The organism is Streptomyces solincola (assembly GCF_002982015.1).
Taxonomy (GTDB): domain Bacteria; phylum Actinomycetota; class Actinomycetes; order Streptomycetales; family Streptomycetaceae; genus Streptomyces; species Streptomyces solincola.
In genome coordinates, this window is the sequence record NZ_PVLV01000056.1 from 1 (window position 1) to 15,477 (window position 15,477).

General features: G+C 74.8%; 15 protein-coding genes. 1 reads left to right on the plus strand and 14 read right to left on the minus strand.

Annotated features, from left to right (window positions below; translation table 11 throughout):
* Window positions 1-67 precede the first annotated feature (67 nt).
* The 13 genes from C6N75_RS04280 to C6N75_RS04340 all read right to left on the minus strand — a co-directional run bounded on the left by C6N75_RS04280 (window position 68) and on the right by C6N75_RS04340 (window position 12,921).
* On the minus strand, window positions 68-730 hold the full coding sequence (locus C6N75_RS04280; RefSeq protein ID WP_105867489.1) for a response regulator: 663 nt from the start codon (window positions 728-730) through the stop codon (window positions 68-70).
* Window positions 727-2,064 (minus strand): sensor histidine kinase, encoded by a 1,338-nt coding sequence (locus C6N75_RS04285; RefSeq protein ID WP_105867490.1) that lies wholly within the window; start codon window positions 2,062-2,064, stop codon window positions 727-729. Before C6N75_RS04285 ends, C6N75_RS04280 begins: the two co-directional genes overlap by 4 nt.
* 104 nt (window positions 2,065-2,168) lie before the next feature.
* Window positions 2,169-3,131 carry an alpha/beta hydrolase family protein gene (locus tag C6N75_RS04290; protein WP_105867491.1) on the minus strand — a complete coding sequence of 321 codons (963 nt, stop codon included), beginning with the start codon at window positions 3,129-3,131 and terminating at the stop codon, window positions 2,169-2,171.
* A 282-nt stretch (window positions 3,132-3,413) separates the two neighbouring features.
* The gene (gene kynU, locus C6N75_RS04295) at window positions 3,414-4,688 is read right to left on the minus strand and encodes a kynureninase (RefSeq protein ID WP_105867492.1); all 1,275 of its coding nucleotides are present in this window, start codon (window positions 4,686-4,688) and stop codon (window positions 3,414-3,416) included.
* Window positions 4,681-5,526, minus strand: coding sequence for a tryptophan 2,3-dioxygenase family protein (locus tag C6N75_RS04300; protein WP_105867493.1), 846 nt, complete (start codon window positions 5,524-5,526; stop codon window positions 4,681-4,683). The genes kynU and C6N75_RS04300 overlap by 8 nt, the downstream gene beginning before the upstream one ends.
* A 223-nt stretch (window positions 5,527-5,749) precedes the next feature.
* The gene (locus C6N75_RS04305) at window positions 5,750-6,163 is read right to left on the minus strand and encodes a DUF3151 domain-containing protein (RefSeq protein ID WP_105867494.1); all 414 of its coding nucleotides are present in this window, start codon (window positions 6,161-6,163) and stop codon (window positions 5,750-5,752) included.
* 140 nt (window positions 6,164-6,303) lie between these two features.
* Window positions 6,304-7,326, minus strand: coding sequence for a class II fructose-bisphosphate aldolase (gene fbaA, locus C6N75_RS04310; protein ID WP_105867495.1), 1,023 nt, complete (start codon window positions 7,324-7,326; stop codon window positions 6,304-6,306).
* Window positions 7,327-7,580: 254 nt separating this feature from the next.
* Window positions 7,581-8,129: an orotate phosphoribosyltransferase gene (pyrE, locus tag C6N75_RS04315; protein WP_105867496.1), complete on the minus strand. Its 549-nt coding sequence runs from the start codon at window positions 8,127-8,129 to the stop codon at window positions 7,581-7,583.
* 23 nt (window positions 8,130-8,152) lie between these two features.
* On the minus strand, window positions 8,153-8,980 hold the full coding sequence (locus C6N75_RS04320) for an aldose epimerase family protein (protein ID WP_105867497.1): 828 nt from the start codon (window positions 8,978-8,980) through the stop codon (window positions 8,153-8,155).
* Between the two features lie 50 nt (window positions 8,981-9,030).
* Window positions 9,031-9,915: an SRPBCC domain-containing protein gene (locus C6N75_RS04325; RefSeq protein WP_105867498.1), complete on the minus strand. Its 885-nt coding sequence runs from the start codon at window positions 9,913-9,915 to the stop codon at window positions 9,031-9,033.
* Window positions 9,916-10,041: 126 nt separating this feature from the next.
* Window positions 10,042-11,607: a polyamine aminopropyltransferase gene (locus tag C6N75_RS04330; protein WP_407703191.1), complete on the minus strand. Its 1,566-nt coding sequence runs from the start codon at window positions 11,605-11,607 to the stop codon at window positions 10,042-10,044.
* 122 nt (window positions 11,608-11,729) lie between these two features.
* Window positions 11,730-12,254 carry a DUF2617 family protein gene (locus tag C6N75_RS04335; RefSeq protein WP_105867500.1) on the minus strand — a complete coding sequence of 175 codons (525 nt, stop codon included), beginning with the start codon at window positions 12,252-12,254 and terminating at the stop codon, window positions 11,730-11,732.
* 325 nt (window positions 12,255-12,579) lie between these two features.
* A complete protein-coding gene (locus C6N75_RS04340) occupies window positions 12,580-12,921 on the minus strand; it encodes a hypothetical protein (protein WP_105867501.1) in 342 nt (113 codons plus the stop codon).
* A gap of 238 nt (window positions 12,922-13,159) precedes the next feature.
* On the opposite strand from C6N75_RS04340, the gene C6N75_RS04345 reads away from it, so the two are divergent.
* Window positions 13,160-14,356 (plus strand): pyridoxal phosphate-dependent aminotransferase, encoded by a 1,197-nt coding sequence (locus C6N75_RS04345; protein WP_105867502.1) that lies wholly within the window; start codon window positions 13,160-13,162, stop codon window positions 14,354-14,356.
* Window positions 14,357-14,422: 66 nt separating this feature from the next.
* Here the strand turns inward: C6N75_RS04345 and C6N75_RS04350 are convergent.
* On the minus strand, window positions 14,423-15,477 hold a 1,055-nt coding region (locus tag C6N75_RS04350; protein ID WP_105867503.1), incomplete at its 5' end, for a serine hydrolase domain-containing protein.

Sequence of the window (15,477 nt, forward strand, 5' to 3'; positions counted from 1 at the left end):
CTCGGCGCGCCCCCCGCCCCGCGCCCCTGGTGGGCGGCCGGGGGCGCGAGCCGGCCGGGATCGCGGATCAGCCCGGGGTGACCAGGCGGGCTTCGTAGGCGAAGACGGCGGCCTGGGTGCGGTCGCGCAGGCCCAGCTTGACCAGGATGCGGCTGACGTGGGTCTTGATGGTGGACTCGGCCACCACCAGCTTGTCCGCGATCTCGCCGTTGGACAGGCCTTGGGCGATCAGCACCAGCACCTCCGTCTCCCGCTCGGTCAGGTCCCCGATCTGCGCCTGGGCCGCCGGGCGGGCCGGCTCGGCGGACTTGGCGAACTCCGTGATCAGCCGCCGGGTGACGGTCGGCGCGAGCAGCGCTTCCCCGGCGGCGACCACCCGCACGCCCTCGGCGAGCTGCCGGGCCGAGGCGTCCTTGAGGAGGAAGCCGGACGCCCCGGCGCGCAGCGCCTGGTAGACGTACTCGTCCAGGTCGAAGGTGGTGAGCACCAGCACCTTCGCGTCGCCGTCCGCGGCGACGATCTCCCGGGTGGCGTCGATGCCGTTCATCTCCGGCATCCGGATGTCCATCAGGACCACGTCCGGGCGCAGCACGGCGGTCTGGGCGACCGCCTCCCGCCCGTTGACGGCCTCCCCGGCGACCTCGATGTCCGGCATGGCGTTCAGCAGGACGGAGAAGCCCTCCCGCACCATCACCTGGTCGTCCACGATCAGCACGCGGATGGTGCTCACGACACCTCCTCGGAGCGGTCGGAAGCGGCGCGGTCGGCGGCGGCGTCCCGGGGGGCGGGCACGATCGGTACGGGGAGCCAGGCGGCCACCTCGTAGCCGCCGTCCTCGGTGGGTCCGGCGGTCATCTCGCCGTCCAGCATCGCCACCCGCTCGCGCATGCCGGTGATGCCGTGCCCGGCGCCCGGCGAGGGCTTGACCAGTCCGCGCGGCGGCCCGTTGACCACCCGCAGCCCGAGCCCGCCGAGCACGTACGACACCTCCACCCGGGCCTCGGCGCCGGGCGCGTGGCGCAGCGCGTTGCTCAGCGCCTCCTGCACGATGCGGTACGCGGACAGCTCCACGCCCTGCGGCAGCTCGCGCCGCGCCCCGGTGACCGCGGCCTCCACGGTCAGCCCGGCGTCGCGGACGTTGGCCAGCAGGCCGTCCAGGTCGGCGAGGGTGGGTTGGGGCGCGTCGGGGGCCTCGTAGTCCTCGGCGCGGACCACGCCGAGGATGCGGCGCAGCTCGGCGAGCGCGGCCACCGCGTTCTCCCGGATGGTGACGAACGCCTGCTCCAGCTCGGGCGGCGGGTTCTCCACCCGGTAGGGCGCGGCCTCGGCCTGGATGGCGACCACCGACATGTGGTGGGCGACCACGTCGTGCAGCTCGCGGGCGATGGTGGTGCGCTCCTCCAGCAGGGTGCGCCGGGAGCGCTCCTGCTGGGTGACGGTCCGCTCGGCGACGACCTCCCGGGTGGCCTGGCGGCGCACCTGGAGCAGGGCGACGACCAGCAGGAAGAAGGCCGAGAGGGCGGTCATGGCGAAGGCGTTGGAGGTGATCCCCCGGCCGAGGACGACCTGCGAGGCCGGTCCGTAGAGGGTGGTGATCACCCACATCCAGACGGCTGCCCGGGGCCGGGTGCGCGCGGCGGCCACCACCAGGACGATCAGGTGGGCGATGAAGGAGGAGGGCGTCCACGGCCAGTCGTACCAATCCCCGCGGCCCAGGACGAGCACGAAGGGGGCGGAGAGCATCGACAGCCAGAACGCGGCGACCGGCCGCACCAGGGTGAGCATGATCGCAGCGGCCGGCACCACCCCGCCGAGCCCCGCGCCGGTGCTCCAGGCGAGGCCGGCCACCCAGAACGCCGTGGCGGCGAGGACGGCGTGCGGGAGGTAGCCGGCGTAGGCGCGTATCCGCCCGGGCAGCCGCCGGGTCACCGGGCCGTCGGTGCGCATCGGGGGCAGCAGCCGGTAGGCGAGGACGTCCCCGAACAGCTCCTCGCGCAGGCCCCGCAGCAGGCCCTGGGCGAGGGCGTACTCGGGGCTTCGGGTCTTGGTGTCGGTCACGTGCAAAACGGTAAACGGGGACGGGGGCGGGGTCGTCACCTTGGATGCGGATCCTTCGGCGTCCCTCCCAGGTACTACGGCGGTGACGGCGCGCCCCGGGGCGGCGACGCTCACCAGGCCAGTTGGGCGATCTCCTCGGCGACCAGCGCGCAGGCGTCCGCCTCCGGGTCGATCAGCGGGAAGTGGCCGACGCCGTCCAGCAGGGTGAGCGCGGGCGTCTCGCCGGCCTCGGCCGCCGCGTCCGCGTACGCCTCGGCGACGGCGACCGGGACCACGGTGTCCGCGCGGCCGTGCACGAGGGTGGTGGCGATCCCGGTCGGCAGCAGGGCGGCCGGGTCGGCTCGGGCGAGGCGCTCACCGGGGGTGTCGGGACCGAGGAGCTGGCGCACCGCGCCGCCGCACACGTCCAGTTCGGCGGCGCGCACCAGGTGGGCGATCGGGGCCAGGGCGACGACCCCGCGCAGCGCGGGCGGCCCGGCCGGCTTCCAGGGCGAGCCGGCCGGCAGCACGTGCCGGGCGGCGGCCCACAGCGCCAGGTGGCCGCCGGCCGAATGCCCGGTCAGCACCAGCTTGCCCGGGTCCGCGCCGGGCAGCTCCCGGGCGGCGAGCGCGGGCAGCGCGTCCAGCGCGGCGGCCACGTCGTCGAAGGTCTCCGGCCAGCGCCCGGCGACGTCGTCCGCGGCACCGTCCCCGCGCCGGTACTCGATGTTGGCGACCGCGAACCCGCGCCGGGCCAGGAAGTCCACGAACGGGGTGACGTGCAGGCGGTCGTAGCGGGCGCGCCACGCCCCGCCGTGCAGCACGGCGACCAGCGGGGCCCGGCCGGCCCGCACGCCCCGGGGCGCGTGGAAGTCCACGACCTGGTCCGGGTGGTCCCCGTAGGCGGCGGTGGAGTCCGGGGCGACGACCGGATGCGAGAAGGCCGACGCCTCCTCGGCGGCCTCACGCGCGGCGTCGCGGTCAGCCGCGCAGGCAGCGTCGCGGTCGGCCTCACGCGCGGCGATGCGGTCGGCCTCACGTGTGGCCTCACGTGCGGCGGCGCGGTCGGCGGCGCGGTCGGCGGCGTCGGTCATGCTGCGGGGCCTTTCACTGATGGGGCCGAACAGACGGGCAGGCCCCGACCGGTCCGGCTGTCCGACCGGCCCAAGGGCCGGACCGGTACCGGGGGCCAGACCGGTCCCAGGGACCAGACCGGCCCAAGGGGCTTGACCAGCCCGACGGGGCCAGACCGGCCCGACGGGGCCGGGCTGCCGGGACGGTACCAGCACCGGCGGCGGGTACGGCGCGGGGCCGCCGCGCACGGCGGCTGCTTCCGTACGCGCGGCGGCCCCCGGCCCGGCGGGCCGGTGCCGCTGTCAGGCGCCCGACGTCTCCGCCTGCACCGGGCCCGTCTCCGTGCCCGGGTCCGGGTCCGGCTCCGCCAGTATCTCGGCCAGCACCCGGGCCGCTCGCTCGGCGTCGGCGAAACCGACGTACAGCGGGGTGAAGCCGAACCGCAGCACATCGGGGCGGCGCAGGTCGCCGACCACTCCGCGCTCGATCAGCCGGCGCATCACCCGCGGCGCGTCCGGGCAGCTCAGCGACACCTGGCTGCCGCGCTCGGCGTGCGCCCCCGGGGTGACCGGGACGACCCGCCCGGCCGGCACGTACGCCGCCACGCACTCCAGGAAGAAGTCGGTCAGCGCCAGGCTCTTGGCCCGCACCGACTCCACCGCCACCCCGTCCCAGACGTCCAGCGCCGCCTCCAGCGCCAGCATCGACAGGATGTCCGGCGTGCCGACCCGGCCGCGCACCGCGCCGTCCGCCGCCGCGTACTCCGGGGTCATCCCGAACGGGTCGGCGTGCGAGGTCCAGCCCGGCAGCGGCGAGTCGAAGGCCGCCTGGTGGCGTTCGGCCACGTACAGGAAGGCGGGCGCGCCGGGGCCGCCGTTGAGGTACTTGTAGGTGCAGCCCACCGCCAGGTCGACGCCGTGCGCGTCCAGCCCGACCGGCAGCGCGCCGGCGCTGTGGCACAGGTCCCAGATCGCCAGCGCCCCGGCCGCGCGCACGGCGGCCGTCAGGCCCGGCAGATCGTGCAGCCGGCCGGTCCGGAAGTCGACGTGGTTGAGCAGCACCGCGGCGGTGCGCGGCCCGACCGCCGAGGCCGCCTCGCCCGGGGCCACCGGCACCAGCCGCCTCCCGGTCAGCCGCGCCGCGGAGGCGGCCAGATAGCCGTCGGTGGGGAAGGTGGTGGCGTCGACCAGGATCTCGTCCCGCTCCGGGCCGGCCAGCCGAACCGCGCCGACCACCGCCTTGAAGACGTTCACGCTGGTGGAGTCGCCGACCACGATCTGGCCCGGCGCCGCGCCGACGATCGGCGCGATCCGGTCGCCGACCCGCTCCGGCGCGGTCCACCAGCCGCTCTCGTCCCAGGAGCGGATGCGCAGCTCGCCCCACTCGCGGCCGATGACGTCCGCCATCCGGGCCGGAACGTGCGCGGGCAGCGCGCCCAGCGAGTTGCCGTCCAGGTAGACGGTCTCCTCGTCCAGCGCGAACAGCTTGCGGTGCCCGGCCAGCGGGTCGACCGCGTCCAGCTCCCGGGCGCGCGCGCCCAGCCCCTCGGCCCCGACGGCCGTCGCCGTCTCAGACATGGCTGCGCGCCGTCCACAGCTCGGGGAAGACGTTCTTGCGGGCCCGCTTCTCCAGCCAGGCCACCCCGGCCGAACCGCCGGTGCCGGTCTTGGAGCCCATCGCCCGCCGGGTCGCCATCAGATGGTCGTTGCGCCATCGCCACACCAGCTCGCCCACGTCGGTGAGCGCCTCGCCGAGCCGCACCAGCTCGCCGTTCTGGTCCGGGTCGGCGTAGATGCCCGCCCAGATCTCCTCCACGGCCGGCGACGGCTCGTACCTCTGCGACAGGTCGCGGGACAGCAGCTCGTGCGGCACCGGCAGGCCGCGCCGGGACAGCAGCCGCAGCACCTCGTCGTACAGGCTCGGCTCGTACAGCGCCTTCTCCAGCTCGGCGTGCACCCGCGGCGCGCCCCGGTGCGGAACGAGCATCGAGGCGGACTTGTCGCCGAGCAGGAACTCCATCCGCCGGAACATCGCCGACTGGAAGCCGGAGCCCTCGCCGAGCGCGGACCGGTAGGAGTTGAACTGGGCCGGGGTGAGCTGGCCGAGCGGCGTCCAGGAGGCGTTCAGCGCCTCCAGCTCGCGCACCGAGCGCTTCAGCGCGTCCCGCGCCACCGGGATGCGGTCCTCGCGCAGCGCCCGGCTCGCGGTCTCCCACTCGTGCACGATCACGGTGAACCACAGCTCCATGACCTGGGTGGTCACCAGGAACACCATCTCGCCCGGATCGTCCGAGAGCGGATGCTGGAGGTGGGTGAGGACGTCCGCCTGGACGTAGTCCTCGTACGGCGTGGTGCCTGCGAAGTCCAGGTTCGGGGTCTCCGAACCGGCCGCTGAGGCATCGGGGGCAGTCGACATAACTGTCTCCATCAATGCGTGCTACCGGGTAGCGGTCCGCTCCGTCCAGTCGGCTGGAGAGCCCCGGTCCCCTCGGGGCCGCGCCTCCCTCAGGTCTACGCCGGCCCCGCTCGCATCATGACACGGTTCACCCGACCGTGTGTGCGAGGCCCGGTGCGGGCGGTGGGCGCCACCGCCGCCCGCGCCGGGCCCCGTCGTGCGCGTCGGCGCAGGTCGCTCAGGGTCAGCTCAGGGTGTCGGCGGCCAGCGGCGAGGAGTCCCGCAGGAACTCCGAGCAGCGCTCGAACTCCGCCTGCTCACCGATCGACCCGGCCGCCCGCGCCAGCGCGTGCAGGGCCCGCAGGAAGCCGCGGTTCGGCTCGTGCTCCCAGGGCACCGGCCCGTGGCCCTTCCACCCGCTGCGCCGCAGCGCGTCCAGACCGCGGTGGTAGCCCGTCCGGGCGTAGGCGTACGACTCGACGACCCGCCCGCCCTCGAAGGCGTCGTCGGCGAGCTGCGCCCAGGCGAGCGAGGAGGAGGGGTACTCCGCCGCGACGTCCGCGGGCGCCGCGCCCCCGGCGAGCAGCTCCCGCGGCTCGGGGTCGTCGGGCAGTCGGGTGGGGGGAGGTCCCCCCAGCAGGTTCTCGTGGATGGCCATGCCCCCAGTGTCACCCACCCGCGTCACGCGCCCCGCACCGCGTCCGAGCACGCCGCGGGCCCGGCACCGCGTCGAGCGGCGCCGGGCCCGCGAGCGGGTACGGCCGCGTCACAGCGTTACTGCGTCACAGCGTTACTGCGTCACTTCAGCCTGGTGCCGGTGGAGCGCAGGGCGGCGCACGCCTCGGCGACGCGCTGGGCCATCGACTCCTCGGCCAGCTTGCCCCAGGTGCGCGGGTCGTAGGTCTTCTTGTTGCCGACCTCGCCGTCCACCTTCAGCACGCCGTCGTAGTTGCGGAACATGTGGGCCGCGACCGGGCGGGTGAAGGCGTACTGGGTGTCGGTGTCCAGGTTCATCTTGACCACGCCGTTCTCCAGCGCGGTGGTGATCTCCTCGGTGGTGGAGCCGGAGCCGCCGTGGAAGACGAAGTCGAACGGGTTCGCCTTGCCGTACTTGGCGCCGACGCCCTCCTGGAGGTCCTTCAGCAGCTCGGGGCGGAGCACCACGTTGCCCGGCTTGTACACGCCGTGCACGTTGCCGAAGGAGGCGGCGAGCAGGTAGCGGCCCTTCTCGCCCAGGCCGAGTGCCTCGGCGGTGCGGATCGCGTCGTCGACGGTGGTGTACAGCTCGTCGTTGATCTCGTGGGTGACGCCGTCCTCCTCGCCACCGGTCGGAGTGATCTCGACCTCGAGGATGATCTTGGCGGCGGCGGCCTTCGCCAGCAGCTCCTGGCCGATCTCCAGGTTGTCGGCGAGGGTCTCGGCGGAGCCGTCCCACATGTGCGACTGGAAGAGCGGGTTCTCACCGCGGGCCACGCGCTCCGCGGAGACGTCGATCAGCGGACGCACATAGCCGTCCAGCTTGTCCTTGGGGCAGTGGTCGGTGTGCAGCGCGACGGTGACGTCGTACTTCTCCGCCACGATGTGGGCGAACTCGGCCAGGGCGACCGCGCCGGTCACCATGTCCTTCTTGTGCTGACCGCCCAGGAACTCCGCACCACCGGTCGAGATCTGGATGATGCCGTCGCTCTCTGCCTCCGCGAAACCGCGCAGGGCGGCGTGCAGAGTCTGCGACGAGGTGACGTTGATGGCCGGGTAGGCGAACTTGCCTGCCTTCGCCCGGTCGAGCATCTCGTTGTAGACCTCGGGGGTTGCGATGGGCATGGTCCGCTCCTTGTGATCCGCGGGTGGTGTTGCGTGGTGTCCCTGACCTGGGGGCGACGTCATCGTCGCCCCCATCTTTCCAGATGCCCCCCGAGGCTCCACCCGGCATCCGCTCTGCGTCCGAAACCGGCGGGACCGGGCGGGAATGCGGCGGTCGTACGGCGACCGTGACGTACGCGGGCCTTGCGGGGTCATACGGCGCGGGGCGGCGTGTTTCACGTGAAACAACGCCGCCCCGCCCATGAGCGAACGCGTCAGGCCAGGCCCAGCTCGTCCAGGGCGTACGCGTACCGGTACGGCACCCCCGCCGTCTCGCTGATCTTCTCCGCCGCGCCGGTCGCCCGGTCCACGATGGTGGCCACCGCGACCACCTCGGCCCCGGCCTCGCGGACCGCCTCGACGGCGGTGAGCGGGGAGCCGCCCGTGGTGGAGGTGTCCTCGACCACCAGTACCCGGCGGCCCTTGATGTCCGGGCCCTCCACCCGGCGCTGCATCCCGTGCGCCTTGGCCGCCTTGCGGACCACGAACGCGTCGAGGCGCCGGCCGCGGGCGGCGGATGCGTGCAGCATCGCGGTGGCGACCGGGTCCGCGCCGAGAGTCAGCCCGCCCACCGCGTCGAACTCCAGGTCCTCGGTCAGATCGAGCATGACCTGACCGACGAGCGGGGACGCCTGGCCGTCCAGGGTGATCCGGCGCAGGTCCACGTAGTAGTCGGCTTCCAGACCCGAGGAGAGGGTCACCTTGCCGTGCACCACGGCCTTGTCCTTGATCTGCTGGAGCAGGTCGGCTCGTACGTCAGTCATGCTCCTGAGCTTAAGCGGCCTGACTAGGCAAGCCGCCGCCAGGTGAAGGTGGCGGCCAGCTCCAGCGGCTCGATCGGCGTCACCAGCGCGGGCGCGGTGTTCAACCCGTTGGGCGGCCCGGACTGCGGCTCCACGCAGACCGCCGCCTCCTGCTCGTCGTAGACCACGACCCACTCGGCGCGGCTGGTCAGCTTCAGCTCCATGGCCCCCGGCCAGGTCACCGTCGCCGCCAGCCCGCCCGGCACCCCGAAGCAGTCGTCCCAGGGCCCGGGCAGCGGATCGATCCGGCGGCCGGTGGGCAGATGGTCGGCCCCGCGCTCCTCCTGCCAGGCCGGCGCGAACTCCAGCAGCGCCCCGCTCTCCCGCGGGCCCTCCTTCTCGTCCAGGTGGCGGCGGAACCAGGGGTGCCAGCCGACCTGGGCCGGGAAGGAGTCGCCGTAGGTCTCCACGCCGAGCCGCAGCGTCAGGGCGTCCTCGGTCAGCTCGACGCTCTGGGTCACCCGTCCCTCGTACGGCCAGGGCTTGGCGAGGTCGTAGAAGAAGGACGCCTCGGTCCCGGTGGCCCGGGCGGTGTGCCAGGCGGTGTCGCGCCCGGTGCCGTGGATGGCGTGCGGGGCGGCGTTGAGCGGCATCTGGTGCTCCACCGCGCCGTCGCGGAAGCGCCCCTCGGCGATGCGCCCGCACCAGGGGACCATCGGGAAGCAGCCGTAGTGGTCGCCCTGCCGGAGCAGTTCGGTACCGGCGATCCGCAGGCTGCTGATCCGGCAGCCGTTCGCCGGGTCCACCGTCACTTCGGCCTCGCCCGCGGTGAGCCTGACGTCCTGTCCGCTGCTGCTCCTGCTGTTCGTCACGCTGCCCGAGCCTACTGGCGCGAAGCGGCGCGCGGCGGCACAGCGCGCGGCTAGCGGCGTCGGCGCAGCGCCCGCCCGATGACCACCGCGGAGGCGACCGCGGCCGCGGCGGCGGGCACCAGCCAGCGCAGGGCGCCGGAGGCGGTGGCGGCCTCCGGGCCGGGCAGCGGCGCGTACCGGCCGCGCGGCGGGGCGTGGTCGACCTCCTCGGCGCTGCGGCCGATCATCGTCCGCCGGGCGTGGGCGGCCTCGACGGGCTGGTCCACCGACAGCGGGTCGGCCGCCTCGTCGCCGTCGTCCGGCTCGTCGCCGCCCATGTCGTCCCCCTCCACCTCGTCGCCGGCCGGCCCGTCGCCGTCCAGCCCGTCCGCGCGCGGGTCCAGCGAGGACGGCGGCACCGGCACGTCGAACACCGACCCGCGCCGCGCGCCGCTCTCCTCCTCGGGCTGCCCGCCCTCGTCCGCCTTCCCCCGGGCGTCCGCGGCATCCCCGTCGTCCCGGGAAGCCGAGGCGACCTCGGTGAGCGACTCCGCGAACCGGTCGAGCAGCCGGTGCGCGGCCGAGACGGCGGCGTCGTCCGGGAGTTCGGCGAGCCGGCCGTCCGCCGTGACGGCGCCGGCGAAGTGCAGGGTGGTCCCGCCCTCGACGGCGGTGAGCCGCACGGTGAGCGCCAGCCTGGCCGTCCCGGTGCCCCGGACCTCCTCGCCGTCCCCCTCGGCCGTGTAGGAGCCGTCATCCGCGGCAGCCACCCGCAGGGCGCCCCGGTAGGTGATCGAGTGCCCGCCGGCGCGCACCCTGAGGCGGCCGGACAGCGGCCCCGCGGACGCGTCAGCGTCCTGCTGGAGCCCCGGAACGCAGGGGGCCAGGCGGGCCGGGTCCCCCAGCACCTCGCGCAGGCTCTCTTCGGCCAGCGGCACGAACACCTCATGCTCCATGGACCCCAACCTACCCACGCCGTGCGCGCACGTCTGCCTCGCGCACCCGGCAAACGAGGGGCGGCCGGGCCAGCGGGGCGCCGCCCGCACCGCGTACCGCGGTCCCCGCCTCCCCGGGCCCGCCGCCTACTCCTCGTACCGGGGGTGCACCAGGGTCGACGGCCGGACGCCCGGGGCGGGCGGCCCCGGCACGGGCAGGATGTCCGGCCCGCTCGGCGCGGGCGGGCCGCCGCCCCGCGCCGCGAGCACGAAGCCCCAGTCCGCCGGGGCGGCGGCGGACGACGAAGGGCGCGGGCCGGCCGCGCGGTAGGGGCGGGTGGTGAAGCCGGCGGCCCGCAGGGAGGCGTCCACCGTCCAGAAGACCCGGCCCCCGGTGGTCGGCGACCCGGCGTGCACCGCCAGCTTGCCGCCGTCGGCCAGGGAGCGGGCGGCCAGACCGTAGAACTCCTGCGCGTACAGCTTGGCCCCGGCGGTCAGGTCCGGGTCCGGCAGGTCGGAGAGGATGACGTCGTACGGCGCGGGGCCGCCGCCGGCGGCGGCCTGCCGCAGCCAGTCGAAGGCGTCGGCCCGCACCACCCGCACCCGGGGGTCGTCCCAGGCCCGGCGGTTGAGCCGGGACAGCGCGGGATCGGTGCGGGCCACCCGCACCACGCCCGGATCCAGCTCCACCACCGTCACCGACGCCACGTCCGCGTACCCCAGCACCTCCCGCAGGGCGAGCCCGTCACCGCCGCCCAGGACCAGCACCCGGGCGTGCCGGCCGCGCATCGCCGGGTGGACCAGCGCCCGGTGATAGCGGCGCTCGTCCTGCCCGCGCACCCGCAGCCGGCCGTCCAGGAACAGGTCCGGCGGCTCGCCCGGCACGCCCGCCAGCACCACCTCCTGGACGCCGGTGTGCACCGCGACCCGCACCCCGTCCCCGTACACCGCGCGCCGCGCCGCCCGCTCGAAGGCGTCCACCTGGAGGGCGGCGGTGGCCAGCAGCGCCAGCACGGTGGCGTTGACGCCGATCAGCAGCCAGCGCTGGCGGGGCGTCAGGTCCCGGCCGAACAGCCACAGCACCAGGACCGCGCCCGCCACCGCGTTGACCGCGCCGGTGGCCAGCGCGCTGGTGAGCCGGCCCAGCCAGGGCAGCAGCAGGAACGGGAAGGCGAGCCCGCCGACCAGCGCGCCCACGTAGTCGGCGGCGAACAGGTCGGCCACCGTGCCGCCGGCGTCCTGCTCGGCCGACGCGCCCCGGGACTCCGGCGGCCCGTCCCGCCGCTGGACGCGCTGGATGAGCGTCATCAGCAGCGGCACTTCCGCTCCGATCAGCACCCCGATGGCGAGCGAGAACAGCACCAGCGGGACGCGCGAGGGGCCGAGCCAGGCGAACGCGGCGTACAGCACCAGCGCCGAGGCGCCGCCGACCAGCGCCAGCACCGCCTCCAGCAGACCGAAGCCGACGGCCGCCCGGCTGACCAGGCGCTTGGCGAGCAGCGAGCCGAGGCCCATCGCGAAGACCATGACCGACAGCACGACCGAGGCGTGGGTGACCGAGTCGCCGGCCAGATAGGAGGCGAGGGCGACCAGCTCCAACTCGTACACCAGGCCGCAGGCGGCGCAGACGAAGACCGCGGCCAGCACCAGCAGCCGCGCGGCCCGCGGCCGGACGAAGGGCACCCCGGGCGCGCCCGGCGGTGACTGCGCCACCCCGGCGTGCTCATGACGCCCCGGCCCCGGTGCGGACGACCGGGTCGGGGAGCCCTGCGGTGCTTCGATCACACAAGCAACGCTACGTCACATGACGATTGCGGTTCGTCACCCACAAGGGTCTATCTCGCGCCCGCGTGCATACGTACGCCGATGCTGGTGCGGGTGGCGACGAGCTGCCCGTCCTGGGGGTAGGCGTGCCAGGTCCGCCACCGCACCCGCCCCTCGTGACGGTGCGCCAGCATCGCCGTGAAGGCGTGCGGGGAGCCGGGAAAGGTGCCGGCCAGCCCGTTGGGATGGTCCGCCACCAGAGCCAGCAGCTCCTGCGCCCGGCCCGCGAACGAACCGGGCCCCAGCGTCTCGACCCGGGCGGCGAACTCGTACTCGTACTCCCCCACCCTCTTCGACACCCCCAGGGGCAGCGGGGTGCTGCTGCCGGGCATGCAGGCGACGGTCTCCGAGCAGTGACCGCCCCCCTCCTCCTCCACCAGCACCTGGTGCGAGGCCCCGAGGAGCCTGAGCTGGAGGCGGGCGCCGGCCAGTTCGAGGTCCAGCACGGCGAGCGCGGGCAGCGGCTCTCGGCCGAGCGCCCACGCCAGGTCGGTGGCACGGGTGTCGGTATAGGCGGTCTTCAGCGTCGTGAGCATGGGTCGGCTCCGCACACACGGTTTGACGGGGTGGACCGGGAGTTCCCGGGAGGAGGCAGAAGGGGCCCGGGCATCCGGCGTCACCGCACCGGCACGGCCGGAAACGGTCCGACGCCCAGGGGCCGGAGTGGTGTCGACAGCGAGCGAATCACGAACCGCGCACGGACTCACAGCGTTTTTACCCCACTTGGCGCGGTTTCCACCCACCGGGGGACCCGCCGGTTCAGGTGTTCACCGTTGAACCAACGCTACGGGACGACGAGACGGCGCCCGGCCGGATGCGCACCGGCCGGGCGCCTGGATCGGTGGCGCCGGCTGCCCCGTGTCAGCTGCCGCCACCGCATCCGCCTCCGCCCCCGCAGGAGGAGGAGCTGGAGCCGCCCCCGCCGCAGGAGGATCCGCCGCCGCAGGAGTGGCCGCCCGAATGACCGCCCGAGTGCCCGCCGGAGTCGCCCGACGACGAGCTCCCGCCGTCACCCGCCACCCACCAGCTCCCGGAGCTGTCCGACGACGAGCGCCGCCGCGACCGACCCGAGCCGGCCTTGACCCCGCCGGCCTTCCCGCCACCGGCCTTGACCCCGCCGGCCCGGACCCGGCCCGCCGAGCCGACCGCGATCAGGAAGCCCGTCACCACGATCACCGCGGCCATGATGAAGACGAACGTCATCTCTCCCACCCCCGTCGTGTTGTCCCCCGTGCTTGCGTGCCAGGGGGATGCCCGCCCGCCGACCCGCCCCAATCGGAATTGAGCAACTCCAGAGCTTTCCGGCCCGGAACCGCGAAGCCGCGAAGCCGCGGAACCGCCGAGGGCCGGAGCCGCCGAGGGGCGCTCGGGACCCTCGGGGGCCGCGCCGCGGGGGGAGCACACTTGAGGAAGTCCGGCACCCCACCGCAGGATGGCGCCCATGACTCGACCGGTACGACCCCCGCGCCCGCCGCTCAACCGCCGGCTCGACGGGTTCGGCACGACGATCTTCGCGGAGATGTCCTCGCTGGCCGCCGCCACGGGCGCGGTCAACCTGGGGCAGGGCTTCCCGGACACCGACGGACCCGAGGAGGTCCGGGAGGCGGCGGTGCGGGCGATCAGGGACGGCCGGGGCAACCAGTACCCGCCCGGGCCGGGAATCCCGGAACTGCGCTCCGCCGTCGCCGACCACCAGCGGCGCTTCTACGGGCTGTCGTACGACCCGGACACCGAGGTGCTGGTGACCACCGGGGCGACCGAGGCGATCGCGGCCGCGCTGCTGGGGCTGGTCGAGCCGGGCGACGAGGTGGTCGCGCTGGAGCCGTACTACGACTCGTACGCCGCCTGCGTCGCGATGGCCGGCGGCATCCGCGTGCCGGTGACCCTGCGGCCGCGGACGGGGCCGGACGGCGACCGGTTCGTCCTCGACCTGGACGAGCTGCGGTCGGCCGTCACCGACCGCACCCGCCTCATCCTGCTCAACACCCCCCACAACCCCACCGGCACCGTGCTGACCCGCGCGGAACTGACTGCGATCGCCGAGCTGGCGGTGGAGCGGGACCTGCTGGTGGTCACCGACGAGGTCTACGAGCACCTGGTCTACGACGGCGCCGAGCATCTGCCGATCGCCGCGCTCCCCGGTATGCGGGAGCGAACGGTGACCATCTCGTCCGCCGGCAAGACCTACTCGTTCACCGGCTGGAAGGTGGGCTGGACGACCGCCCCGCCGGAGCTGACGGCGGCGGTGCGGACGGCCAAGCAGTACCTCACCTTCGTCTCCGGCGGACCGCTCCAGCACGCCGTGGCCGAGGCGCTGCGGCTGCCCGACGCCTTCTTCGCCGACCTGCGGGCGGACCTGCTGGCCAAGCGGAACCTGCTGGTGGAAGGGTTGGAGCGGACGGGATTCGGCGTGTTCCGGCCGCAGGGCACGTACTTCGTCACCGCCGACATCCGCCCGCTGGGCGAGAGCGACGGCGCCGCCTTCTGCCGGGCGCTGCCCGAGCGCTGCGGCGTGGTCGCCGTCCCGAACGCCGTGTTCTATGACCACCGCGACCAGGGCGACCCCTTCGTGCGATTCGCGTTCTGCAAGCGGACGGAAGTCCTCCAGGACGCCGTGAAGCGGCTGTCGGCGCTGTAGAGCACTGCGAGGGGCGCTGCGAGAGGCGCTGGAAGGCGCTGTGTGGCGCGCTGCGAGACGTGCCGGCTACCGGTTGAAGGCGGGCAGGGCGAACCGGGAGGCGAGGCCGAGGCCGTTGTGGCGGGCGCTGCGCGCGGTCGCCCCGTAGACGGCGGTGCGCCGCAGGTCCCGGGTGGCGGCCAGCACGGTGTGGTAGCCGGGCCGGGAGCCGGTCTTGGCCCAGAGCACGGTGCCGTTGTCGTGCACGAAGCGCTGGAGGCCCATGCCGTGGGTCGCGCCCGCGACGTCGGGGACGGTGAGCATCCGGTCGAGCAGCGGCCCGGGCACCACCCGGCCGCCGAACAGGCCGCGCACCAGCTTCTCCAGGTCGGCGGTGGTGGAGATCATGTCGCCCACCGCCCACCGGTCGGACATGTTCCACTCGGTGACGTCCACGGTCCGGCCGCCGACCTCCGCGTAGGCGCGCAGGTGCGGGCCGTGGATCAGCGGGTCGGGGCCGGCCGGGAAGCCGGTGCCGCGCATGCCCAGCGGGCGCAGCACGCGGCGCTCGGCCTGGTGGGCGTAGGAGTCGCCGGTGACCTTCTCGATCAGCAGGCCGAGCACCGTGTAGTCGATGTTCTGGTAGACCTGCCGCTCCCCCGGCGCGAACGCCGGCCCCTTGGCGACGGCGGTGGCCACCACCCGCCGCGGGCTCAGGGTGCGAAACCGCTGGGCGTACATCTCCTCGGGGGTCTCGCCGAGGGTCGCGCCGGCCTGGAGGCCGCTGGTCCAGGTGAGCAGGTGGCGCACGGTCGGCGGCTCGGTGAAGGAGGCGGGCAGCAGGCCGGGCAGGTAGCGGGTGACGGGGGCGTCCAGCTCGACGCGCCCCTCGGCGACGAGCTGGAGGACGACCGAGGCGGTGACCACCTTGGTGGTCGAACCGGCCCGGAAGCGCAGGTCCTGGGTGGCCGCGGCCCCGGTGCGCAGGCTCCGCAGCCCGGCGGCGCCGGTCCAGGAGCCGTCGCCGCCGACCCGGATCAGGGCGGCGGTGACGTCGTCGTCGGGGACGTGGGCGATGGCCCGCTCCAGTGCGGCCGTGTCCGGGCCGGCGGCGGTACCCGCCCACCCCGCGGGCGCGGCGG